General features: G+C 69.0%; 21 protein-coding genes. 19 read left to right on the top strand and 2 right to left on the bottom strand.

Annotated features, from left to right (window positions below; genetic code table 11):
* Positions 1–43: 43 nt before the first annotated feature.
* The 16 genes from ACFWQC_RS21400 to ACFWQC_RS21325 all read left to right on the top strand — a co-directional run bounded on the left by ACFWQC_RS21400 (position 44) and on the right by ACFWQC_RS21325 (position 16573).
* On the top strand, positions 44–1582 hold the full coding sequence (locus tag ACFWQC_RS21400) for a UDP-N-acetylmuramoyl-L-alanyl-D-glutamate--2,6-diaminopimelate ligase (protein ID WP_378682553.1): 1539 nt from the start codon (positions 44–46) through the stop codon (positions 1580–1582).
* A 138-nt stretch (positions 1583–1720) separates the two neighbouring features.
* Positions 1721–2839: a phospho-N-acetylmuramoyl-pentapeptide-transferase gene (mraY, locus tag ACFWQC_RS21395; protein WP_355017907.1), complete on the top strand. Its 1119-nt coding sequence runs from the start codon at positions 1721–1723 to the stop codon at positions 2837–2839.
* Positions 2839–4302 carry a UDP-N-acetylmuramoyl-L-alanine--D-glutamate ligase gene (gene murD / locus ACFWQC_RS21390; RefSeq protein ID WP_378682549.1) on the top strand — a complete coding sequence of 488 codons (1464 nt, stop codon included), beginning with the start codon at positions 2839–2841 and terminating at the stop codon, positions 4300–4302. The genes mraY and murD overlap by 1 nt, the downstream gene beginning before the upstream one ends.
* A 193-nt stretch (positions 4303–4495) precedes the next feature.
* Positions 4496–5788: a putative lipid II flippase FtsW gene (gene ftsW / locus ACFWQC_RS21385; RefSeq protein WP_160024329.1), complete on the top strand. Its 1293-nt coding sequence runs from the start codon at positions 4496–4498 to the stop codon at positions 5786–5788.
* A gap of 13 nt (positions 5789–5801) precedes the next feature.
* Entirely contained in the window at positions 5802–6878 is a 1077-nt protein-coding gene (murG, locus tag ACFWQC_RS21380) for an undecaprenyldiphospho-muramoylpentapeptide beta-N-acetylglucosaminyltransferase (protein WP_378682545.1), read from the top strand.
* Between the two features lie 79 nt (positions 6879–6957).
* Positions 6958–8376, top strand: coding sequence for a UDP-N-acetylmuramate--L-alanine ligase (murC, locus tag ACFWQC_RS21375; RefSeq protein ID WP_378682543.1), 1419 nt, complete (start codon positions 6958–6960; stop codon positions 8374–8376).
* Between the two features lie 17 nt (positions 8377–8393).
* Positions 8394–9287 carry a cell division protein FtsQ/DivIB gene (locus tag ACFWQC_RS21370; protein WP_378682540.1) on the top strand — a complete coding sequence of 298 codons (894 nt, stop codon included), beginning with the start codon at positions 8394–8396 and terminating at the stop codon, positions 9285–9287.
* Between the two features lie 213 nt (positions 9288–9500).
* Complete coding sequence (gene ftsZ / locus ACFWQC_RS21365) at positions 9501–10730, top strand: cell division protein FtsZ (protein WP_378682538.1); 1230 nt, start codon at positions 9501–9503, stop codon at positions 10728–10730.
* Between the two features lie 25 nt (positions 10731–10755).
* The gene (gene pgeF / locus ACFWQC_RS21360; protein ID WP_378682536.1) at positions 10756–11496 is read left to right on the top strand and encodes a peptidoglycan editing factor PgeF; all 741 of its coding nucleotides are present in this window, start codon (positions 10756–10758) and stop codon (positions 11494–11496) included.
* On the top strand, positions 11496–12200 hold the full coding sequence (locus ACFWQC_RS21355; protein ID WP_378682534.1) for a YggS family pyridoxal phosphate-dependent enzyme: 705 nt from the start codon (positions 11496–11498) through the stop codon (positions 12198–12200). Before pgeF ends, ACFWQC_RS21355 begins: the two co-directional genes overlap by 1 nt.
* Before the next feature lie 116 nt (positions 12201–12316).
* Positions 12317–12802 (top strand): cell division protein SepF, encoded by a 486-nt coding sequence (locus ACFWQC_RS21350; RefSeq protein WP_378682531.1) that lies wholly within the window; start codon positions 12317–12319, stop codon positions 12800–12802.
* A 152-nt stretch (positions 12803–12954) separates the two neighbouring features.
* Entirely contained in the window at positions 12955–13722 is a 768-nt protein-coding gene (locus ACFWQC_RS21345) for a DivIVA domain-containing protein (RefSeq protein ID WP_229788310.1), read from the top strand.
* A gap of 470 nt (positions 13723–14192) precedes the next feature.
* Positions 14193–14621, top strand: coding sequence for a TraR/DksA family transcriptional regulator (locus ACFWQC_RS21340; protein WP_160024321.1), 429 nt, complete (start codon positions 14193–14195; stop codon positions 14619–14621).
* Complete coding sequence (gene lspA / locus ACFWQC_RS21335; protein ID WP_378682527.1) at positions 14594–15190, top strand: signal peptidase II; 597 nt, start codon at positions 14594–14596, stop codon at positions 15188–15190. Before ACFWQC_RS21340 ends, lspA begins: the two co-directional genes overlap by 28 nt.
* The gene (locus ACFWQC_RS21330) at positions 15187–16128 is read left to right on the top strand and encodes an RluA family pseudouridine synthase (RefSeq protein ID WP_378682525.1); all 942 of its coding nucleotides are present in this window, start codon (positions 15187–15189) and stop codon (positions 16126–16128) included. Before lspA ends, ACFWQC_RS21330 begins: the two co-directional genes overlap by 4 nt.
* Positions 16106–16573, top strand: a complete 468-nt coding sequence (locus ACFWQC_RS21325; protein WP_378682522.1) for a GNAT family N-acetyltransferase — start codon at positions 16106–16108, stop codon at positions 16571–16573. Before ACFWQC_RS21330 ends, ACFWQC_RS21325 begins: the two co-directional genes overlap by 23 nt.
* A gap of 33 nt (positions 16574–16606) precedes the next feature.
* Here ACFWQC_RS21325 and ACFWQC_RS21320 read toward each other — a convergent pair whose 3' ends face one another.
* Together ACFWQC_RS21320 and mmuM are read right to left on the bottom strand one after the other, a co-directional pair.
* Positions 16607–17020 carry a hypothetical protein gene (locus ACFWQC_RS21320; protein ID WP_378682520.1) on the bottom strand — a complete coding sequence of 138 codons (414 nt, stop codon included), beginning with the start codon at positions 17018–17020 and terminating at the stop codon, positions 16607–16609.
* Between the two features lie 85 nt (positions 17021–17105).
* Complete coding sequence (mmuM, locus tag ACFWQC_RS21315; protein WP_378682517.1) at positions 17106–17990, bottom strand: homocysteine S-methyltransferase; 885 nt, start codon at positions 17988–17990, stop codon at positions 17106–17108.
* 161 nt (positions 17991–18151) lie between these two features.
* Between mmuM and dnaE the strand changes: the two genes are divergently transcribed.
* From dnaE to ACFWQC_RS21300, 3 genes are all read left to right on the top strand, one after another.
* Entirely contained in the window at positions 18152–21736 is a 3585-nt protein-coding gene (dnaE, locus tag ACFWQC_RS21310; protein WP_378682514.1) for a DNA polymerase III subunit alpha, read from the top strand.
* Positions 21721–22353 (top strand): hypothetical protein, encoded by a 633-nt coding sequence (locus tag ACFWQC_RS21305; protein ID WP_378682511.1) that lies wholly within the window; start codon positions 21721–21723, stop codon positions 22351–22353. Before dnaE ends, ACFWQC_RS21305 begins: the two co-directional genes overlap by 16 nt.
* An 88-nt stretch (positions 22354–22441) precedes the next feature.
* A complete protein-coding gene (locus ACFWQC_RS21300) occupies positions 22442–23962 on the top strand; it encodes a hypothetical protein (protein WP_378682508.1) in 1521 nt (506 codons plus the stop codon).
* The last annotated feature ends 72 nt before the right edge of the window (positions 23963–24034 follow it).

Genomic DNA, 24034 nt, shown 5'->3' with positions numbered 1-24034 from the left:
GCCCGGCGGGACCTGGTCCCGCCGGGCGGATAACCTTCGGCAGGTGAGCAGTGCGTACGAGACGGCGGATCCCAAGAGCCCGACCCGCCCGCGAGTGACCGAACCGGTGACGTTGGCCGACCTGGCCGGCGAATTCGGCCTGGAGGCTCGGGGCGAGGCCCGCGTCACCGGGGTCACGCTGAGCTCCCAACGGGTGCTGCCGGGCGACCTCTACGCCGCGCTCCCGGGAAGTCGGGCGCACGGTGCGACCTACGCCGCCAGTGCCGTCGAGGCCGGTGCGGTGGCGGTGCTCACCGACGCGGTAGGCGCCGCCGAGCTGGAGTCCCAGGGGCTCGGTGAGGTGCCCGTGCTGCTCGTGGAGCAGCCGCGCAAGGTACTCGGCGCGCTCTCGGCCCGCGTCTACGGCAACCCGTCGGGCAGGCTCCGGCTGATCGGGGTCACCGGCACCCAGGGCAAGACGACGACCACCCGCCTGGCCGAGAGCGCGCTGCTCGACGCCGGCCACCGCGCCGGCGTCATCGGCACCGTCGGCACCCGGATCGGCGGGCGCGACGTGAAGACGCCGCTGACCACGCCCGAGGCTCCCGACCTGCACGGTCTCTTCGCCCGGATGGTCGAGGAGGGGACCGAGGCGTGCGCCATGGAGGTCTCTTCCCACGCTCTGGTGATGGGTCGCGTGGACGGGGTCGTCTTCGACGTCGCCGTCTTCCTCAACCTCGGCCGCGACCACCTCGACTTCCACGACACGGTCGAGGACTACTACGCGGCGAAGGCCGACCTGTTCACCCCGGAGCGGGCGATGTTGGGCATCGTCAACATCGACGACGAGCACGGCCGCCGCCTCGCCGCGGAGGCGACCATCCCGATCCTCACCTACGCCCTGCACGACGACACCGCCGACTGGCGCGCCACCGACGTCGAGTTGCGCCCCGACGGCTCCAGCTTCACCGTCCACGGCCCCGACGGCCTGGAGTTCCCGGGCGCCAGCCCGCTGGCCGGCGACTACAACGTCAGCAACACCCTCGCCGCCCTGGCGAGCATCCACCACGCGTACGGCGAGGAGACGGTGGTGCGCGAGGTCGCCACCGCCCTGGCGAAGGGCTCCGGAGTCCCTGGACGCCTCGAGCGGATCGACGAGGGCCAGCCGTTCACCGTCGTCGTCGACTACGCGCACAAGCCGGACGCGGTCGAGGCCGCGCTCGGCACGCTCCGTCCGCTGACCGAGTCCCGGCTGATCGTCGTGATCGGTGCCGGGGGAGACCGTGACACCGGCAAGCGGCCGATCATGGGGGAGATCAGCGCACGGCTGGCCGACCACGTGATCGTCACCGACGACAACCCCCGCACCGAGGACCCGGCGAGCATCCGGCGACAGGTGCTGGAGGGTACGACCGGCGGCAGCGCGAGCGTCGAGGAGATCGGCGACAGGCGGGCCGCGATCGTCCGCGCGATCAGCCTCGCCGAGCCCGGCGATATCGTCGTCATCGCAGGTAAGGGGCATGAGACGGGCCAGGAGATCAACGGCGTCACCCACCCGTTCGACGACCGCGAGATCGTGCGTACGGCGTTGACCGCACAGTGATCGATGTGCTGATACGGCGGGGTGCCGCAGAGCCGGCGAACCCGTAGGGAAGAATGCCGGGGGCCGGTGTCTTCGCTATGCACACCGGCCCGGGGGCAAGGACCAGGAACGGCATGGCAAGGAAGGCACCCGGCTGACATGAGAGCGATCTTGCTGAGCGGAGCGATTGCGCTTCTGTTCTCGCTGCTCGGCACCCGATTTGCGATCGTACAGTTCACGAAGTTGGGCTACGGCCAGGAGATCCGCGAGGACGGCCCGACCACCCACCGCACCAAGCGCGGCACCCCGACCATGGGTGGCGTCGCGATCGTGATCTCGGTCGTCGTGGGCTACTTCGCGGCCAAGCTGTTGACCGGGGACGCCCCGAGCGCGACGGCCTATCTGCTCCTCTTCCTCCTCGTGGGCATGGCCGCGGTCGGCTTCGTCGACGACTTCATCAAGGTCTTCATGCAGCGCAACCTCGGTCTGCGCGCGTGGTCCAAGATGGTCGGACAGACACTGGTCGCGGTGGGCTTCGGCGCGGTCGCGATCCATCCGAGCCTGGCCAACGCCGACGGCATCACGCCGGCGGCCGACCAGCTCTCCTTCATCCGTGACTTCGGTCCACACTTCCTCGGCGGCGACGGGATCCTCTATTGGCTCGGTGGCGCCCTGCTGCTGGTCATCTTCTGGATCATGGTCACCGGCACGTCCAACGCCACCAACCTCACCGACGGCCTGGACGGGCTGCTGGCGGCCTCCTCGGCGATCGTCTTCGCCGCCTACACGATCATCTCGATCTGGCAGAACAACCAGCGCTGCGGCCGCCCGAGCGTGGAGATCGGCACCTGCTACGAGGTGCGCGACCCGCTCGACATGGCGATCCTCGGCGCCGCGATCAGCGGCGCCTGCATCGGCTTCCTGTGGTGGAACGCCAGCCCGGCGAGGATCTTCATGGGCGACACCGGCTCGCTCGCGCTCGGCTCGGTGCTGGCCGGCTTCGCGATCCTGTCGCACACCGAGTTCCTGCTGATCATCCTCGGCGGCCTCTTCGTCACTGAGACGCTCTCGGTGATCCTGCAGACGGGCTGGTTCAAGCTCACCCGCAAGGTGACCGGCACCCCCAAGCGGATCTTCCGGATGACACCGATCCATCACCACTTCGAGATGCTCGGCTGGGAACAGGTGACCGTGGTGATCCGGTTCTGGATCATCACCGGTCTCTGCGTCGCTGCCGGTCTGGGAATCTTCTACGCCGAATGGGTGGCGACCATCTGATGACCGAGCCGGACGACATGGCTGAGAAGCTCGACAAGCTGGGCCGCAACGACTCCTGGGAGGGCGTGAAGGCGGTCGTGGCCGGCTTCGGCGTCTCCGGTTTCGCCGCCGCCGACAACCTCACCCACCTGGGTGCCTCGGTGATCGCGCTCGACGAGTCGCCGGGCGACGAGGAGCGCCAGGAGAAGGCCAAGCTCCTCGGCATCCTGGGTGCCGACGTACGCCTCGGTGAGGGCGCCACCCACGTGCTGCCCGACGACGTCGACGTCGTGGTCACCTCACCGGGCTGGAGGCCGACGGCTCCGCTGCTCGCCCAGGCGCGCGAGCGCGGGATCCCGATCTGGGGAGAGGTCGAGCTCGCCTGGCGGCTGCGCGACCCCGACAACGCCGCCTCCTGGCTGGCGGTCACCGGCACCAACGGCAAGACCACGACCGTGCAGATGCTCGACAACATCCTGCGTACCGCCGGGCTCCGGTCCGTCGCCGTCGGCAACGTCGGCCTGCCCATCGTCGAGGCCGTGATGGACCCCGAGCCCTACGACGTCTTCGCCGTGGAGCTCTCCTCCTTCCAGCTCCACTACACCTCCTCGATGGGCGCCGAGGCCGCAGTCGTCCTCAACATCGCCGAGGACCACCTCGACTGGTACCCCTCGATGAAGGAGTACGCCGCCGACAAGGGCCGCGTCTACGAGGGCGTCGAGCGGGCCTGCGTCTACAACGTCGCCGACGAGGCCACGCTGCATCTGGTCGAGGAGGCCGACGTCGTCGAGGGCGCCCGCGCGATCGGCTTCACCCTCGGCACCCCGGCGGTGGGTCAGCTCGGGATCGTCGAGGACATCCTGGTCGACCGGGCCTTCGTCGAGGAGCGTCAGACCTCCGCCGCGGAGCTGTGCCAGATCTCCGACCTCGCCTCGTCCGCACCCCACTACGTCCAGAACGCGCTGGCCGCGGCCGCGCTCGCCCGGGCGCACGGGGTCTCCCAGGCCGCCGTACGCGACGGGCTGAAGTCGTTCCGTCCCGACGGCCACCGCATCGAGGTCGTCGCCGAGGCCGGCGGCGTCACCTGGGTCGACGACTCCAAGGCGACCAACCCGCACGCCGCCCAGGCCTCGCTGCAGGCCTACGACCCGGTGATCTGGATCGCCGGCGGGCTGGCCAAGGGTGCCCGCTTCGAGGACCTGGTCGCCTCCATCCACGACCGGCTGCGGGCCGTCATCCTGATCGGCCAGGACCGCGACGTCATCGCCTCGGCCCTCGCCGCCCACGCCGGCGACCTGGAGATCGTCGAGCTCGAAGACCCCGACGGTGTGGCCGCCCTCGCGGAGGCGGTCGAGATCGCCGCAGCCCTGTCCAAGCCCGGCGACACCGTGCTCCTGGCCCCCGGCTGCGCCAGCCAGGACCAGTTCCGCGACTACAAGGCCCGCGGCGACGCCTTCGCGGACGCCGTACGCCGCCAGATCTGACCCCACCCGCCGAGACGTCACTCCGGTCGGTCGAGTTGGTACCGCGCTGCCAGCTCGACCGACGCGGGTGACGCTTCGGCCGACGCGGGTGACGCCTCGGCTGGGGCGACACGCGGAGGAGATGCGCCGCGAACGCGGAGACGGCGGCGAGAATGTAATGGACGTACGTCGCACCGCAACTGGGAGGTAGGCCGTGACGACCACCAGCCCCGACCAGACCGGTTCCGGCTCGGCCGAGCAGGCCAAGGCGTACCCGAAGTCGGTCCTCGGCTACCTCAAGGCCTGGTTCCACGCGCTGAGAGTGGCGCTGAACCGGCCGCTGGCCGCCTACTACCTGCTGCTCACCAGCACCGCGCTGCTGCTGACCATCGGGCTGATCATGGTGCTGAGCGCCTCGAGCGTGTGGGCCTACACCCAGATGGGCAACTCCTACGCGATCGTCGGGCGGCAGGTGCTGTGGGTGATCATCGGCATCCCATGTGCGTTCATCGCCTCCCGGATCCGGCCGAAGCACCTGCGACGGCTGGCCTGGCCGGGATACGTCATCGCCTGCGTGCTGCTCTTCCTGACCATCTTCCTGGGCCACGACGTCAACGGACAGCAGAACTGGATCGGGGCCGGCCCGGTCAAGATCCAGCCGAGCGAGATCGCCAAGCTGGGGATCGTGCTGTGGGCGGCCCACGTCTACGCACTCAAGGAGCGCCGGCTCGACAGCCTCCACGAGGTGCTGATGCCGGTACTGCCGGGCATCGCGCTGGCCACCGGCCTCGTCCTCGCCGGCCGGGACCTCGGCACCGCCCTGGTCTTCTTCGCGATCGTGCTCGGGATGCTGTGGGTGGTCGGGGCGCCCGGGCGGCTGTTCGGGATGGCGATCTCGATCATCGGCGTCTCGGTGCTTTTCCTGATCAGCACCGACACCGAGCGGCTCGCCCGGTTGACCAGCTTCGCGGACCCGTTCAAGGACTACCACGGACAGGGCTGGCAGCCCTCCCACGGCCTCTACGCACTCAGCTCGGGCGGCATCCTGGGCCAGGGGATCGGGGCATCGCAGCAGAAGTGGGGCGACCTGCCGGAGGCCCACACCGACTACATCTTCGCCGTGCTCGGGGAGGAGCTCGGCCTGGTCGGCACCCTGCTCGTCGTCGGCCTCTTCCTGACCCTCGCCTTCGCGCTGGTCAAGGTCGCGCGCCAGACCGACCGGCCGTTCGTACGCTACTTCAGCTTCGGCGTGCTGGTCTGGCTGCTGGGCCAGATGATCATCAACGTCGGCATGGTGCTCGCGCTGCTGCCCGTCATCGGCATCCCGCTGCCGCTGGTCTCCTACGGCGGCTCGGCGCTGATCCCGTCGATGGTGGCGCTGGGCGTCGTGATCGGCTTCGCCCGTCGTGAACCGGCGGCAGCCGCGGCGCTGAAGCAGCGTAAAGCCTTGGCAAAGGATCGTGCGCGCCAGGCAGCCGCTTACCGGTCCGCTCAACGCAACCGATAAGTTCGGAGGCATCATGAAGGCCCTCCTCGCCGGTGGTGGCACCGCCGGACACACATCCCCCCTGCTCGCCACGGCTGATGCCCTGCGCCGTCTGGACCCCAGCGTGGAGGTGACCTGCCTCGGCACGCCTCGCGGCCTGGAGAACCAGGTCGTTCCCGCCGCGGGCTACCCGCTCGAGCTGATCCCGCCGGTCCCGATGCCGCGCCAGCTCAGCAGCGACCTGCTGAAGGTGCCGGCCAACCTCAAGGGCGCGGTCGACGCGACCTACGAGGTGCTCGACCGGGTCCGGCCCGACGTGGTCGTCGGCTACGGCGGGTACGTCTCGGTGCCGGCCTACGTCGCTGCGAAGCGGCGCCACATCCCGGTGATCGTCCATGAGGGCAACTCGATGCCCGGCTACGCCAACAAGGTCGGTGCTCGCCTCGCGGACCGGGTCGCGGTGAGCTTCCCGGACACCAAGCTGCCCAAGGCCGAATACATCGGGCTGCCGATCCGCCGGATGATCTCGACGATGGACCGCTGGGCGCTGCGCGCCGAGGCCCGCAGCTTCTTCGGGCTCGACCAGCACCGCCCCACGATCGTGGTCACCGGCGGCTCGCAGGGCGCCCGGACGATCAACGAGTCGGTCTCCGGTGCCTACCCGGTCCTGGCCAGCAACGGGATCCAGGTGCTCCACGTGATCGGCCCGAAGAACGAGCTGGTCTCGCCCGGCCCCGGCTACCACGTGCTCAACTACGTCGACCGGATGGATCTCGCGCTCGCCGCCGCCGACCTGATGATCTGCCGCTCCGGCGCCAACTCGGTGATCGAGGCGAGCGCCGTGGGAGTGCCGGCCGTCTACGTGCCCCTCCCGATCGGCAACGGCGAACAGGCCCTCAACGCCCGCGCCGTCGTCGACGCCGGTGGCGCCGTGCTCGTCTCCGACGCCGACATGAACGCCGCCTGGGTCACCAGCCACGTACCCCCGATCGTCACCGACCGCGCCCGGCTCGAGGCGATGTCGAAGGCCGCCAGCGACCTGGTGCCGCGCGACGCCGACGAACGACTGGCACGGATCGTCCTGGAGACGGCGCAAGGAGGTAGGTCGTGAGCGAGCGTCAGCGAGCGAACCGCGGGCACAACATGTCGACGCGTCCGTATTCTTTCTTCTTCGCGACGGAGGCGTCGGCATGAGAGTTCCGGTTCCTGAGCACATCCTGCCGGCCGAGCAGCTGGGCAGGGTCCACTTCATCGGCATCGGTGGGGCGGGTCTGTCCGCGATCGCCCGGGTCATGCTGGCCCGCGGGATCGAGGTCTCCGGCAGCGACGGCGCCGACTCCTCGATGGTCGCGGCGCTGCGCGAGGAGGGCGCGACCGTCTACGTCGGTCACGACGCCTCCCAGGTCGAGGGCGTCGACACGCTGATCGTCTCGACCGCGATCCGCGAGGACAACCCCGAGTACGTCGCTGCCGTGGCGAAGGGCCTGCGGATCTACCCGCGCTCGGCCGGCCTGGCCTCGGTGATGGAGGGCCGCCGCGTCCTCGCCGTGGCCGGCACCCACGGCAAGACCACCACCACCTCGCTGCTGACCGTCTCCCTGCAGGCTGCGGGCGCTGCGCCGACCTACACCGTCGGCGGCGAGCTGGCCGCCTCGGGCACCAACGCCGCCGAGGGTTCGAGCGACCTGTTCGTCGCCGAGGCGGACGAGTCCGACGGCGCCTTCCTCGTCTACAAGCCGTACGCCGCGGTCGTCACCAACGTCGAGGCCGACCACCTCGACCAGTGGGGGACCGAGGAGGCCTACCGCGAGGGTTTCGCCCAGTTCGTGGGGCGGCTGGCGCCCGACGGGTTCCTGGTCGCGGTCATCGACGACCCCGGCGCCGCGGACCTGCGCCACGTCGCCCACTCGCTCGGTCGCCGCTTCGTCGGCGTCGGTGAGTCGGAGCTGGCCGACGTACGCGCCGTCGACATCGTGCTGGAGGGCACCACCTCCTCCTTCACCGTCGTCGACGGGCTCGACGAGCTGGGCCGGATCACGCTGCAGATCCCCGGGCGCCACTACGTCGCCGACGCGCTGGCCGCGTTGACCGTCGGCCTGCGTCTCGGTCACTCCTTCGACCTGCTCAAGGCGGGGCTGGAGTCCTTCACCGGCACCCGGCGGCGGATGGAGCGCAAGGGAGAGGCCGCAGGCGTACGCGTCTACGACTCCTACGCACACCACCCCTCCGAGATCGCCGGCGACCTCGTCTCCGGCCGGTCCGTGGCGGGGCAGGGGCGGCTCATCGTCGCCTTCCAGCCGCACATGGTCTCTCGCACCCGGATCTTCGGCGAGGAGATGGGCCGCGTGCTCGGCGCCGCCGACGAGGTCGTCGTCCTCGACGTCTACCTCGCCCGCGAGGACTACGACCCCGAGGTCACCGGCAAGCTGGTCGCCGACGCGGTGCCGCTGCCGCCCGACCGGGTCGTCAGCGTCGCCGGTCTCGAGGAGGCCGCCGCCGAGCTGGCTCGCCGCGCCCGACCGGGTGACCTGGTTCTGACGCTCGGGGCAGGTACCGTGACCGAGGTGGGCCCGATGGTGCTCGCCGCGCTACGTAGGGCAGAGCAGTAACGCTGGGGGAGGCGAGCATGGGGGAGAAGGGATCGGACACCGAGATCGCCGAGGCCCTGGAGATCGCCCAGTCGGCGTCCGGGGAGCGCGAGATCGACCTTGACTCGGAGGAGGCCCAGGCCGGCGCTGAGTCGGAGCCGGAGTCTCAGGACGAGCGTGCTGCCGTCGATCCGGCGACCCTGAAGAGCCGTAAGGCCTTCGCCCGGCGCCAGTGGCGCCGGCGCTGGCTGGCATGGCGCTACCTCATCGTCGGCACCCTGGTCATCGCGCTCCTGCTCGGCGGGATCTGGGCGGTCTACTTCTCCACCTGGCTGCAGGTCAAGGGCACCTCGGTGCACGGCGCGATGAAGATGACCAGCGCCAAGCAGGTCGTCGAGTTCGCGGCCGTCCCTGTCGGGGAGCCGCTGGCCACCGCCGACCTCGAGGCCGTACAAGTGCGCGTGCTCAACGGGCTGCCGATGGTGCGCTCGGTCAACGTCTCGCGCGAGTGGCCCGACAAGATCCGGGTCGACGTCACCGAACGTACGCCGGTGGCAGTCGTCTCCATCGGCGGTCGGCTCCGTGCGCTCGACGAGACCGGCACCGTCTTCTGGGACTACAAGAAGGCGCCGCGTGGTCTGCCGATGGTGAACACCGTGACCGGCGCCAACTCCGACGCGCTCCGCGAGGCGGCCGCGGTGGCCTCGGCGCTCCCGGCCGACCTCGCCAAGACGGTCGACCACGTCGAGGTGACCACCGTCGACTCGATCTCCCTGGAGCTGCGCAACGACAAGCGGGTGGTGTGGGGGAGCAGCGCCCAGTCCGACACCAAGGCCGACGTTCTGGTCGCGTTGATGAAGGCCGAGCCCGACGTGGCCCGCTACGACGTCTCCGTGCCCGGCCAGCCCGTCACCAGCAAGAGCGTCGACTGATCTTCCCTACCGGATGGCTCTGCCATATTGCCCCTACCGGACGGCACGAGATCGGCACAACTGATCCGCGTCCGCGTGTCGCGCCAGTTTGAGGACGTACGTCTGCCTACTGTTCTGAGAACGGCGAGGTTGACATAACTATAACCCTCAGGTTGAGGGTAAGGGTTCAGAACTCGCCGTGAGAGCCAACCAGCGAGCGAAGGGGCGACCACCGTGGGAGCTGCACAGAACTATCTGGCGATCATCAAGGTCGTCGGCATCGGTGGCGGCGGCGTCAACGCTGTCAACCGGATGATCGAGGTCGGCCTCAAGGGGGTCGAGTTCATCGCCATCAACACCGACGCCCAGGCGCTGCTGATGAGCGACGCCGACGTCAAGCTCGACATCGGTCGCGAGCTGACCCGCGGTCTCGGTGCCGGCGCCAACCCGAGCGTGGGGGAGAGCGCGGCCGAGGACCACGCCGACGAGATCGAAGAGGTCATCAAGGGCGCCGACATGGTCTTCGTGACCGCCGGCGAGGGTGGCGGCACCGGCACCGGTGGCGCCCCGGTCGTGGCCCGCATCGCCCGCTCCCTCGGCGCCCTGACCATCGGTGTGGTGACCCGCCCGTTCGCCTTCGAGGGCCGCCGTCGCGCCAACTCCGCCGAGGAGGGGATCAGCAAGCTCCGCGAGGAGGTGGACACCCTCATCGTCATCCCCAACGACCGGCTGCTGTCGATCTCGGACCGCAACGTGTCGGTGATGGATGCGTTCCGCCAGGCCGACCAGGTGCTGCTGCAGGGTGTCTCCGGCATCACCGACCTGATCACCACGCCCGGCCTGATCAACCTCGACTTCGCCGACGTGAAGTCGGTCATGTCCAACGCCGGCTCGGCGCTGATGGGCATCGGCTCGGCCCGCGGTGACAACCGCAGCGTCGAGGCCGCCGAGATGGCCGTCTCCTCGCCGCTGCTGGAGGCATCGATCGACGGCGCCCACGGAGTCCTGCTCTCGATCGCGGGCGGCTCCGACCTCGGTCTCTTCGAGATCAACGAGGCCGCCGCGCTGGTCGCCGACGCGGTCCACGAGGAGGCCAACATCATCTTCGGCGCGACCATCGACGACGCGCTCGGCGACGAGGTCCGGGTCACGGTGATCGCCGCGGGCTTCGACGGTGGCATGCCCAAGCGTCGCGAGGGCGCCTCGGCGCTCGGCAGCGTGCAGGGCCGCTCCACCGCCTCCCAGTCCGCCAACAACGGTGAGACCGCCGCCGTGGCCACCGCGGTCGCGACCCGGCGCACCGAGGAGGCCGAGGAGACCCCGGCCGCCGCGCCCGCCAAGCCCGCCCCGGCCACGCCTCCGCCTGCTGCCCCGCCGGCCGAGCCCGCCCCGGTCGCCAAGAAGCCCGCTCCGAGCGTCCAGTACAGCGATGACGAGCTCGACGTTCCTGATTTCCTTAAGTAAGCACAGTCTGAAGTAGGTCCCTTTCTTGTATTCGTTCCGAGCCACAGCAGGCCTCGTCGACCTGGCGTTCACCGACAGGTACGGCGGGGTCAGTCTCGCTCCGTACGCCGAGCTCAACCTGGCGGTCAACGGCTCGGACTCGCCGGAGGCGAAGGCCGAGAACCATCGGCTGCTGATGGCCGACTTCGCCGACGGCGCGCCCTATGCCGACCTCTACCAGGTCCACGGCAACGCTGTCGTCGACGCTGGTCGAAGCGGAGCCCGAGACAACCCGGCGAAGTGCGGCACCCGTCCCGAGGCGGACGGGATCGTGACCACCGAGCGTGACCTGGTGCTGCTGGTCCGCACCGCCGACTGCGTACCCGTGCTGTTCGCGGACGAGGCGGCCGGGGTCATCGGCGCGGCGCACGCCGGACGCAAGGGGATGGCGGCCGGGGTGGTGCCCGAGACCATCGCCCGGATGCGCGCGCTCGGCGCGACGCGGATCAGCGCCTGGGTGGGGCCGCACGTGTGCGGCAAGTGCTACGAGGTGCCTGCCGAGATGCAGGAGGAGATCGCCGCGGCCGAGCCGGCCGCGCGCGCCACCACGAGCTGGGGCACCCCGAGCCTCGACGTCGGCGCCGGAGTGCTCGCCCAGCTGGCCCGCGAGGGTGTCGAGGCGGTCGACGCCGGTCGCTGCACCCGCGAGTCCGAGGACCTCTACTCCTACCGTCGCGACGGCGCCGGCATGTCGCTGGGCGCCCTGATCCGGCTGCGCGGTGCCTGATGGCGACCGATCGCGCCGATGAGATCGCCGCGGGGCTCGCCGAGACCCGCGAGCGGGTCGCGGTGGCCGCCAAGGCCGCCGGTCGCCCCGCCGACGACGTCCACCTGGTCGTGGTCACCAAGTTCTTCCCTGCCTCCGACGTACGCATCCTGGCCGGCCTCGGGGTCACCGACGTCGGCGAGAACCGCCACCAGGAGGCGGCGGCCAAGGCGGCCGAGTGCGCCGACCTCGGGCTGCGCTGGCACTACATCGGCGGGCTCCAGTCCAACAAGGCGGCCGCCGTGGCCGGCTACGCCGACGTGGTCGAGTCCGTCGACCGGTCCTCCCTGCTGCCCCGGCTCAGCCGTGGCGCGGGGGAGCGTGGCCAGATCCTCGACGTCCTCCTGCAGGTATCCCTCGACCCGCCCGGGCGCGAGGGTCGCGCCGGGGCGGATCCCGGTGACGTACGCGACCTGGCTGCTGAGGTCGAGGCGACCGACGGGCTCCGACTGCGGGGGCTGATGGCGGTCGCGCCTCTCGGTGAGGAACCGGAGCCGGCGTTCGTCCGGCTGGCGCGGATCCGGGAGGACTTCCTGGTCGAGTATCCCGAGGCGACAGTGCTGTCGGCGGGGATGAGCGGCGACCTGGAGCAGGCGATTGCCCATGGCGCGACACACGTACGTGTCGGGTCTGCGGTCCTCGGACAGAGGCCAACTGTCAAGTAATGTCTCGGGAAGCAATACTTTGGGGAAGGTGGCGGCATGAGTGAGCGTCAGCGAACGGCAATGATCCTCAGGCCGGTGCGTCCGTATTCTTGCGTTTGCGCTACGGAGGCACCGGCATGAGCGGCGCGATGCGCAGGTTCGGTGAATACCTCGGCCTGCTCGAGGACACCGGGTACGACGACGAAGTCTACGAGGGTGACGACGACGAGACCCGCTCCCACCAGGCCGTCAAGGCGCCGGTGCGGTCGAAGCAGTCACGTCCGGCTCCGGTGGCTGACCTTTCCGAGCGGCGACGAGCAACGGTGGTGCCTGCAGTGGCAGAGCTTTCCAAGATCATCACGCTGACCCCGACGTCCTACAACGAAGCGCGTCAGATCGGCGAGAACTACCGCGACGGCACGCCGGTGATCATGAACCTCACCGAGATGAACGATCCGGACGCGAAACGGCTCGTCGACTTTGCGGCCGGCCTGATCTTTGCTACCTATGGGAACATCGAGAGGGTCACCAACAAGGTGTTTCTTATCTCACCTGCGAACGTTTCGGTCACAGCTGAGGCCAAGCAGAGGATCGTTGAGGGCGGCTTCTTCAACCAGAGCTGAGGCCTTCGACACCTGCTCGTAGGTGCCTGGATGCGGTCCGCATCTGGCATGTCTACGGACAGGCGCTAGAGTTTCGACAGCATTACCTGATGCCGCCCCCCGGCGGTGCAGTCCGTACGTCTGAGTCAACCGAGTAATGAATGGGTGAGGTCATGCCGCTGACGCCAGAGGACGTGAGCAACAAGCGCTTTACTCCCGTCCGGCTCCGCGAGGGCTACGACATGGGCGAGGTGGACCAGTTCCTCGACGAGGTCGAGGCCGAACTGGCACGTCTCACCCGGGAGAACGACGACCTTCGCGGGAAGTTGGCATCTGCGCAGTCGGGTGGGGGTCCGTCCTTCCCGATGGCTCCCGAGCCGCCTGCTCCTGAGCCGATGCCGGCTCCTGAGCCGGTCTCGCACCAGATGCCGATGTATCAGGAGGCACCGCAGACCGGCGGCATCGAGACGATCCGGGTCGAGACCGTGCCGGAGGCGTCCAACGCCGCTGCGCGCCTGCTCGAGCTGGCCACGCGCAACCACGACGCGCTCATCGACACTGCCAAGAACGACGCCGACAAGATCGTCGGGGAGGCCCGCACCAAGGCCGAGCGCCTCGAGGCCGAGTCGAAGTCGAAGGCCGACCGCATGGAGGCCGACGCGCGCACCCGTGCGCAGATGCTCGACAGCGAGACCGCCGAGCGTCGCCAGCAGCTCTTCGGCGAGCTCGAGCGTGAGAAGGACAACCTGACCACCGAGGTCGACACCCTGCGCAACTTCGAGCGTGAGTACCGCTCCCGCCTGAAGAGCTACTTCACGCAGCAGCTCGACGCGCTCAACAACTCGGCTGAGTCACAGGCGCCCGTGATGGCTGCCGCCGTCAACGAGTCGGGCCCGGCGCCCAAGCGCCTGCGCTCCATCCTGGGGGAGGACGAGGGCTGAGGTCCTCGTAGTCAGGCTTCCATCGGCCGGTCCCGCATCGCGGGGCCGGCCGATGCGTACGTCCGCCGTGTCCTGACGGAGCCCGCCGGCCGCGGCAGGAACGCGTTGTAGCAGGTGAGATGGGTCCTGTAAGAGGATTTCGGAGTTTTTTCCGCGCTGCGGACCAATATGCGTGCAGTTTCGGTGTGTTAGTTGAGTGGAGCCGAATCCCGGGCTACATTCCGGGCACGCACTCCGCACCGACTCGGCGGCGCGAAGTGACGGCAGGAGAAAGGGGACTCCATGTCTGTACCGATGAGGTGTCGCGCCAGCGCGGCAGTCGGGCGCGTCCAAGTGGCGACGCCCGAGCTTTCTGGGAATACCAGCTCCTACGTCACGGCTTCCACGTCGGTGGCCGCGGCGAGCGCCTAAGCCAAAACTGACCACCGTGCGGCCCGGGGGGCCGTGTCTCACACCAGAAAGCGAGTGCCGTGCCTAAGAAAGCAACCAAGACCGTCGTCTCTCCTGACCAGCTGAAGGTCAAGGACGGCGAGGACCCGTGGACGAAGGATGAGCTCAACGAGGTCATCGACGAGCTTCACGAGATGAGGGCTCACAGCCTCGAGGTGCTCACCGCTCTCGAAGCCGAGCTCTCCGGCTTGATGAAGGACTCCGGCGATGGCGCCGGCCAGGACCAGGCCGACATGGGCGCGACCAGCTTCGAGCGTGACCACGAGCTGACCGTGGTCAACAGCGAGAAGGACAAGCTGGCCCAGATCGAGCGTGTCCTGGGATACCTCGAGGACGGCTCGTACGGCATCTGTGAGTCGTGTGGGGAGCCGATCGGCAAGATGCGGCTCATGGCGTTCCCGCGTGCCACACTGTGCATGACATGCAAGCAGCGCGAGGAGCGTCGCTGAGCGACGCACATACCGGTCCTGAGTCCGACGTGCGCCCTGTTCGATGGGCCGAGTTCGCGACCGTCGCAGTGTTTCTGCTGGTCATCGACCAGCTCACGAAGCTCTGGGCGGTCGCGACGCTCGTTCCCGGGCAGCCGCAGGAGTTCATCGGGTCGGTGCTCCAGCTCAACATCATCCGCAACCCGGGAGCAGCCTTCTCGACCGGGACCGGCTACACCTGGGTCTTCACGACTCTCTCGATCGCGGCCACGATCGGTGTGCTCTGGTTCGCGCGCCGGGTGCGTCACCGCGGCTGGGCCATCGCGCTCGGCATCCTGATCGCCGGTATCAGCGGCAACCTGGTCGACCGGCTCCTGCGTGAGCCGGGCTTCTACGTCGGGCACGTGGTCGACTTCCTGCAGCTGCCCAACTGGCCGATCTTCAACGTCGCCGACATGTGCATCAACGTCGCCGCGGTGCTGATCGTGATCTTCTCGTTCAAGGGGATCGGGCTCGACGGGTCGATCGACGGCGGTGCCGCGGACGAGTCCGATGACACCTCGGACGAGCCCGAGGGCGAGAAGAAGTGAACTTCGGTCACGCCGACCAGCGCACGCTGCACGTCCCCGACGGTCTGGAGGGGGAGCGGGTCGACGCTGCCATGGCGCGGCTGTTCGGCCTCTCCCGCACCCGCGCGGCAGAGCTGATCGCCGAAGGGCTGGTGACCGTGGACGGCTCGGCCGTGGCCAAGAGCGACCGGGTCAGTGCCGGGTCGATGCTCGACGCGACGATCCCGTCGCAGGCAGACCCCCTCGAGATCAAGCCCGAGATCGTCGAGGGCATCAAGATCATCTACGACGACGACGCCTTCGTGGTGATCGACAAGCCGGTCGGCGTGGCCGTCCACCCCTCGCCGGGCTGGCAGGGGAAGACCGTCGTCGGCCATCTCGTCGCGGCCGGCTTCCGGATCTCCACCTCGGGGGCCAAGGAGCGCGAGGGCATCGTCCAGCGCCTCGACGTCGGCACCTCGGGCGTGATGGTGATCGCCAAGTCCGAGCACGCCTACTCCGTCCTCAAGAACGCGTTCCGGCAGCGTACGGTCGACAAGACCTACCACGCGCTGGTCCAGGGCCATCCCGACCCGCTCGAGGGGACGATCGACGCACCGATCGGGCGCAACCCGAAGTACGACTACAAGTTCGCGGTCCGCGCGGACGGGCGTCAGTCGGTGACCCATTACGAGACGCTCGAGGCACATCGGTTCGCCTCGCTGCTCGAGATCCACCTCGAGACCGGGCGCACCCACCAGATCCGCGTCCACATGTCGGCGCTGAAGCACCCGTGCGTCGGCGACCTCACCTACGGCGCCGACCCCGCCCTGGCGCGTCGCGTCGGGGTCGAGCGGCAGTGGCTGCACGCGGTGAAGCTCGGCTTCGAGCACCCGGAGACCGGTGAGTACGTCACCTTCGAGTCGACCTACCCCGACGACCTCCAGCACGCCCTCGATGTCATTCGCGACTCCGACTGAGGCGGTGCTCCGCCCGGCGGAGTCCGAGGACATCGCCGAGATCGTCCGCACCTACGTCGAGGCACGTGCCGCCGCGCCGATGCCGGCTCCGATCTACCCGGAGTCGGACATCGGGGAGTGGCTCGCGGTCAAGGTCCTGGCACCCCAGAAGGGGTCGCAGGTCTGGGTCGCGGACGTCGACGGCGTCGTCTCCGCCTTCGTCGCCTTCACCCCGACCTGGCTCGATGACCTCTTCGTCAACCCGCGCGCCCAGGGCACCGGCCTCGGCACCATGCTGCTCGACCTGGTGAAGTCCCTGACCCCCGACGGCTTCGGCCTGTGGGTCTTCGAGATGAACACCCCCGCGCGGGCCTTCTACGCCCGCCACGGGCTGCGCGAGGTCGAGCGCACCGACGGCTCCGCCAACCAGGAGAAGACCCCCGACGTACGGATGGCCTTTCCCTGACGAGACGTCACTCCGGTCGGTCGAGGCGGCAGCTCATGTGGCGGAATCGTCCGGTGTGGCGATCGAGTCGGCCTTCATCCGAGGCGTACGCCGCTGCCACCGCTCGGCGAGGATCATGCCGGCCGGTGGCCCGACGAGCATGAAGATGCTGCGGAATGCGTCGGGCGGATCGGCGGTCTCGAGGCCGGGCATCAGTCCGAGAAGAACCGCCGCGAGCACGAGGAGGCTGAAGCCAAGGAGGCGGTCGGACGGGTCGTCGGCGCGTACGACCTGCCACAGGGCTCCGCCGGCGATCAAGGCCAGCGCCGCGAGTGAAGCGGACTGCGACGCCGAGAGCCACTGCGGGTCGGCGAGATGGAGTCCGAAGGCGACCAGGATGATCACGACCAGGACCCAGCGGGCCCGAGTCGTGTCCGGCTTCGATGCGGAGTCGGTCGACGGCGGCACGGCGAGAGTGTGGCATGTCGAGGACCGACGCGTCGGCAGAACGGTCGAGGCGTCACTCGCGTCGGCCGAGGTGGCATGTCGATGCCTACTCGGCCGACGTACCTGACGTCTCGGCCTGCAGATGTGACATCTCGGCCGCGATGAGGGCGATCTCGGCGGGTCCGACGCGGCAGCAGCCGCCGACGTACGCAGCCCCGGATCTCACCCAGGAGAGGGCCTCTCCGGGCCGGAAGTGAGGGGTGCCGGTCCAGGCGCCGTCGGCGTACGTCTCACCGGTGTTGGGGTAGACGACAGCGGGCTCGCCGGTGGCGGTGGCCAGCTGGACGGCGGCGGGTACGTCGGCCGGGTCGCAGCAGTTGACGCCGACGGCGACGACCGAGCGGATGCCCGCGGCCAGCGCCAGTGCGTCGGCCAGGGGCTGGTCGGCGCGGGTGCGGGTGCCGGCGCAGGAGTAGGAGAACCACACCGGGAGGCCGATGTCGTCGAGGAGGTCGACGAGCACCTCGGCCTCCTCGATGTCGGGGATGGTCTCTACCGCGATGAGGTCGGGGTCCTCGGTCTCGAGCAGGGCCAGCCGGGGCGCGTGGAAGTCACGCAGGGTGGCCGCGGAGACGCCGTAGCGGCCGCGATACTCCGAGCCATCGGCCAGATAGGCTCCATAGGGTCCGACCGAGGCGGCGACCAGGCGTCCGGGAGCCTCCTCGGCCACCTCGCGCGCGACGCGGACGCTGCGGCGCAGCAGCTCGGTGGCGTACGTCTGGGTCATTCCGGCCTCCACGAAACCGGGCACGCTGGCCTGGTAGCCGGCGGTCGTGGCGACGTCGGCGCCGGCGGTGAAGTAGGCGCGGTGGACCGCGGCGATCTCCGCGGGTGACTCGTCCAGCAGCCGGGCCGTCCACAGGGTCCCGGAGACGTCGTGACCGCGTGCTTCCAGCGCGTTGGACAGGCCGCCGTCGAGGATCGTCACCATGACTCAAGACTGTACGGCCAGCCGCCCGAGAAACGCCCTGGGGCGTCGACGAAACTGTCGGTGCCGCCAGATAGTCTGTAGTCCTTCCCCCAGGTCGTCCGTTTGAGCACGGGCTCCTGCGCCCGCTCCATCCGTTCGACCTCGAGGAGGGCTCCACGCCAATGGCGGCCGGCTCCAAGGACTCATTCGTCCACCTGCACGTCCACACCGAATACTCGATGCTGGACGGAGCCTCGCTCCTCGACGGGCTGTTCTCGCGCACCGCCGAGCTGGAGATGCCGGCGATCGCGATGACCGACCACGGCAACATGCACGGCGCCTACGACTTCTGGTCGAAGGCCCGCAAGCACGACGTGAAGCCGATCATCGGCATCGAGGCCTACATCACGCCGAACACCCCGCGCGGCGAGCGCAAGCGGGTGCGGTGGGGCAAGGGCGACCAGGCGCAGGAGGGCGGCGACGACGTCTCGGGTGGTGGTGCCTACACCCACATGACGATGTGGGCCGAGTCCACCGAGGGGATGCACAACCTCTTCCGGCTCTCGAGCCGCTCGAGCCTGGAGGGCTACTACTTCAAGCCGCGGATGGACAAGGAGATCCTCGCCGAGCACTCCAAGGGGATCATTGTCTCCACCGGCTGTCCCTCGGGCGCGATCCAGACCCGGCTGCGGCTGGGCCAGTGGGACGAGGCGCTCAAGGAGGCCGGGGAGCTGCAGGACATCTTCGGGAAGGACAACGTCTTCCTCGAGCTGATGGACCACGGCATCTCCATCGAGAAGCGGGTCCGCGACGACCTGCTCAAGCTCGGCAAGGCGATGAACATCCGCCCGGTCGCGACCAACGACTCCCACTACAACAACCCCGAGGACGCCGCCGCCCACGAGGCGCTGCTGTGCGTCCAGTCGGGCAGCCGGATGACCGAGCCGCCCTACTCCAAGGGCGGCAAGCGGTTCGCGTTCGAGGGCAGCGGCTACTACATCAAGACCGCCGCCGAGATGCGCGAGCTGTGGGGCCGGCAGGACCTGATCGAGGCCTGCGACAACACCCTGCTGATCGCCGAGCGCTGCGATGTCCAGTTCACCGAGTCGACCGGTGGCTACATGGCGCTCGCCGACATCCCCGAAGGCGAGACCGAGGAGTCGTGGCTGCGCAAGGAGACCTGGCGCGGCATCGAGCTGCGCTACCCGGGCGAGAAGACGACCCAGGAGGTCCGGGACCGCGTCGAGTTCGAGATCGACGTCATCCTGCAGAAGGGCTACCCGGGCTACTTCCTGGTGGTCGCCGACTTCATCCAGTGGTCCAAGGACAACGGCATCCGGATCGGACCGGGCCGTGGTTCCGGTGCCGGCTCGATCGTGGCGTACGCGCTGCGGATCACCGATCTCGACCCGCTCGAGCACGGGCTCTTCTTCGAGCGGTTCCTCAACCCCGAACGTCCCTCGATGCCCGACTTCGACATCGACTTCGACGACCACCGCCGCGGCGAGACGATCAAGTACGTCACGGAGAAGTACGGCGCGGAGAAGGTCGCCCAGATCGCCACCTTCGGCCGGATCAAGGCCAAGCAGGCGATCAAGGACGCGGCCCGCATCCTCGACCACGGCTTCGCGATCGGCGACCGGATCACCAAGGCGCTGCCGCCCGACGTGATGGGCAAGGGGGTTCCGCTCAAGGAGCTGTTCAACCCCGACCACAAGCGCTACGGCGAGGGCGGCGACTTCCGGGCCCTGCACGACACCGACCCCGACGTCCGCAAGATCTATGAGACCGCGCTCGGTCTCGAGGGCCAGATCCGGCAGACCGGCATCCACGCCGCGGGCGTGATCATGGCCTCCGAGCCGATCATCGACGTCGTCCCGCTGATGGAGCCCAAACAGGACGGCCAGGTCGTCACCCAGTTCGAGTATCCGACCTGTGAGGCGCTCGGCCTGGTCAAGATGGACTTCCTGGGCCTCTCCAACCTCCACACCCTCGAGGACGCGCTCGGCAACATCCGCGCGAACCGCGACATCGACCTGGTGCTCGAGGAGGTCCCCTTCGACGACAAGCCGACCTACGAGCTGATGCAGCGCGGCGACACGCTCGGCGTCTTCCAGCTCGATGGTGGTGGCATGCGCGCGCTGCTGCGCTCGATGCTGCCCGACCGGTTCGCCGACATCACCGCGGTCTCCGCGCTCTACCGGCCCGGCCCGATGGGCGCCGACTCCCACAACAAGTACGCCCACCGCAAGAACGGCCGCGAGCCGATCGTGCCGATCCACCCCGAGCTCGAGACGCCGCTCGCCGAGGTGCTGGGGGAGACGTACGGCCTGATCGTCTATCAGGAGCAGGTGATGTCGATCGCCCAGGTCCTGGCCGGGTTCTCGCTCGGACAGGCCGACAACCTGCGCCGCGCGATGGGCAAGAAGAAGAAGGCCGAGCTCGACAAGCAGTACGCCGGCTTCCAGGCCGGCATGCTCGAGCGCGGCTACTCCCAGAAGGCGATCGACACGATCTGGGAGATCCTGCTGCCGTTCTCCGACTACGCCTTCAACAAGTCGCACTCGGCGGCCTACGGCGTGGTCACCTACTGGACCGCCTACCTCAAGGCCAACTACCCGACCGAATACATGGCCGCGCTCTTGACCTCGGTCAAGAACGACAAGGACAAGATGGCGATCTACCTCAACGAGTGTCGCCGGATGAAGATCGCGGTGCTGCCGCCCGACGTCAACGAGTCCGCCCACGACTTCACCGCGGTCGGCAGCGACATCCGCTTCGGCCTGACCGCCGTGCGCAACGTCGGCGCCCAGGTGGTCGACGGCATCGTCGAGGCCCGCACCTCCAAGAGCCGGTTCGAGGACTTCAACGACTATCTCTCCAAGGTGCCCGAGCGGGCCTGCAACAAGCGCGTGATCGAGTCGCTGATCAAGGCCGGTGCCTTCGATGACATGAAGCACCGCCGTCGCGCGCTGGTGGCGATCCACGAGACCGCGGTGGACCAGTACATCGACATCAAGCGCAACGAGGCGATCGGCCAGGACTCGCTCTTCGGCGGCCTCGACGAGGACGGCGGCGACGGCTTCGGCGTCTCGGTGGCCATCCCCGACATGGACGAGTGGGACAAGATGACCCTGCTCGGCCATGAGCGGGAGATGCTGGGTCTCTACGTCTCCGACCACCCGCTGATGGGTCTGGAGCACGTCCTCGCCAACGGCACCGACTGCACCATCGGTCAGCTGATGACCGACGAGACGCGGCCCCACAACACCACCGTCACGGTCTCCGGGCTGGTCACCAACGTCAACCGGCGTATCACCAAGAAGGGCGACGCCTGGGCGACGGTGACCCTGGAGGACCTCGAGGGCTCGGTCGAGGTGCTGCTCTTCCCGTCCTCCTACCAGCTGGCCGCGCCACATCTGGTCGAGGACTCGATCATCCGGGTCAAGGGCCAGCTCTCTCGCGACAAGGACCAGCCCGAGCTGCGTGGCCAGGAGGTCACCGTCCCCGACCTGACCGGCGGCCCGGGTGCGGCCGGGGGGCCGGTGGTGATCTCGCTGCCGTCGACGCGGTGCACGCCGCAGGTGATCGCGGGGCTGCGCGACGTACTGACCACCTATCCCGGAGTAGCCGAGGTCAGGCTACGGTTGATGACACGGGACGCGACCCGGGTCATGAAGCTCGATGACCGGCTCCGGGTGGCACCGACTCCCGAGCTGTTCGCCGACCTCAAACAACTCCTCGGACCAGGATGCCTGACAATCTGATCGTGCCGCCGCCGCCCAGTCTCCATGCGACCGCTCGCCGCTCCGCCGCCCGCCCCGACCTGTCCCGCCCGGTGCTGGTCCAGGTGGCCATCATCGTGGCCGCCTTCATCGTCGGCGGCTTGGCGGCCGGTCTCGCGGCGGCGACGCTGTGGACCCCGCCGACCGGGATGGTGCTCGAGGACAAGTGGTATCGGGGGCTCATCTCGATCGATCCGCCCGCCATCGGGCAGAACATCGATCAGGGCGTCTTTGCCGCGACCGCCTGGTTCTCGGTCTGTGCGATCGTGCTCGGCCTGCTGGTCGGCATCGCGGCCGCGGTCTGGCTCAACCGCTCCGAGCTGGTCACCCTCGGTGCGTTGATGGTCGGCGGTGCGATCGGTGGCGGCTTGATGCTGCTGATCACCTCGCTGCTCTCGCCCGAGGACCCCAATGGTCTCGCCAAGGGTGCCGCCGACGGCACCGTGCTCGAGGACAGCTTCCAGCTGGCCTCGCCGTGGCTGGTCCTGCTCGTCCCGGGCTCGGCGATGCTGGCGCTGATGGTCATCTTCTTGATGTGGGCGCCGCACCCTCCCGCGGTTCACGAGCTCGAGGGGCAGCAGTCCCCGACCGAAAGGTAAATTCGGCGGACAGGCGCCTTCGGTCGGCGTAGATTCAACAGGTTGGACGGTTGGCACCATGCTGACCGACAGAACCTGAAAGTCACTGATGTCAGAGAACATGCCCGGTCAGAACCCGTCAGGACCGGAGGCGACAGAGATCCTCGATCTCGGCGGGAACCCTGCCGGAAAGAGCAGGAAGCCGCTGATCATCGGTGCGGCAGCCGTCGTGGGCGTCGCCATGCTGGCGACCGCCGGCACCGTCACCGCAGTCGCACTGAGCAACGCCGGTGGCTCCCCGGCAGAAGCGTTCCCCGCCTCGACGGTCGCTTACGCCGAGATCGACCTGACCGAGGCCAAGAACGCCCTGCCGACGCTGCGCAAGCTGCCTTCGCTCGAGAAGGAGCTCGGCCTCGAGAAGGGCGAGGACCCGCGCGAGGCGCTGTTCACCAACGCCTGTGACGACCTCGACTTCGCCAAGGACGTCGAGCCGTGGATCGGCTACAGGGCCGCGGTCGGCGCGGTCCCGACGGACGCGGAACCGGTGGTCGCGTTCGCGCTCCAGGTCACCGACGAGTCCGATGCCGAGGCCGGCCTTCCCAAGCTCGCCGAGTGCGGCGGCTCGGAGTCGGCCTGGTCGGTCGGTGACGGGTGGGCACTCATCGCGGAGACCGACGGCGACCTTGCCACGATCGAGAAGGCGGTGGCGGCCGGCACCCTGGCCGAGGACGCCGGCTTCGAGAAGTGGACCGGTGACGTCGGCGGCACGGGGTTCATCACGGCGTACGCCGCGAAGGAGCTGCCGGACGCCATCGCCGAGGCGGCTGAGAACGGCGCGTTCGACGAGGCCGAGGGTGAGCTCGCCGAGAACCCGATGGGTGGGATCGCGCCGTTGCCCGATCCGGCTGCCCTGGCCGACACGATTCGGTCGGCGATGAAGGACTTCGGCGGCGCGGCGTTCACCGTACGTGCCGAGGAGAACGCCTTCGAGCTCGAGGCCGCCTCGTCGATGGGCGAGCAGGCCGAGTCCATGGAGGCCGGCACCCTCGCCGGCACGCTGCCGAAGGACACCACCGCGGTGATCGCGGCCAACCCGGCCGATGGCTGGCTTACGACCGGCCTGGCCGGGAGCGGCGCGGAGGACCAGTTCACGCAGATGCTCGGGATGGCGCCCGGCGACCTCGAGAAGCTCCTCGGTGACAGCTTCGCGATCGCGGCCGGCGAGATCGACATGAGCGCTCCGGACTCCCTGGACATCGGGATCAAGCTCGACGGTGCCGAGTCCGCCGACGTGGAGAAGTTCGTCGGCGACCTCACCGCGGGCTTCGGTGCCGAGGGCATCGTCAGCGTCGACAGCGAGGGCGAGGTGACCTCCGTCGGGATGGGGGACTACAGCAAGGACCTGCTCGCCGACGGTGGCCTGGCAGAGACCGACAAGTTCAAGAACGCGGTCCCCAATGCCGAGGACTCCTCCGGGGTGGTCTACCTCGACTTCGACGGTCTCGACGAGCTGGCGGCGGCCGAGGCTCCCGAGGTCGCCGACGACATCGAGGCGCTCGGCCAGCTCGGCTTCAGCGCCTACCTCGACGGCGACACCTCGCGAGCCCTGGCTCGCATCACCGTCGACTGACCTGCCGAGCCGAGTCCGGGCCAAAAAAAAAAATACAAAGACGGGGGGGCGCCCGAATAAGAACCCCCCCGG

It is taken from the genome of Nocardioides sp. NPDC058538, assembly GCF_042719275.1.
GTDB lineage: Bacteria > Actinomycetota > Actinomycetes > Propionibacteriales > Nocardioidaceae > Nocardioides.
This window is presented reverse-complemented; position numbering and strand designations above follow the sequence as displayed.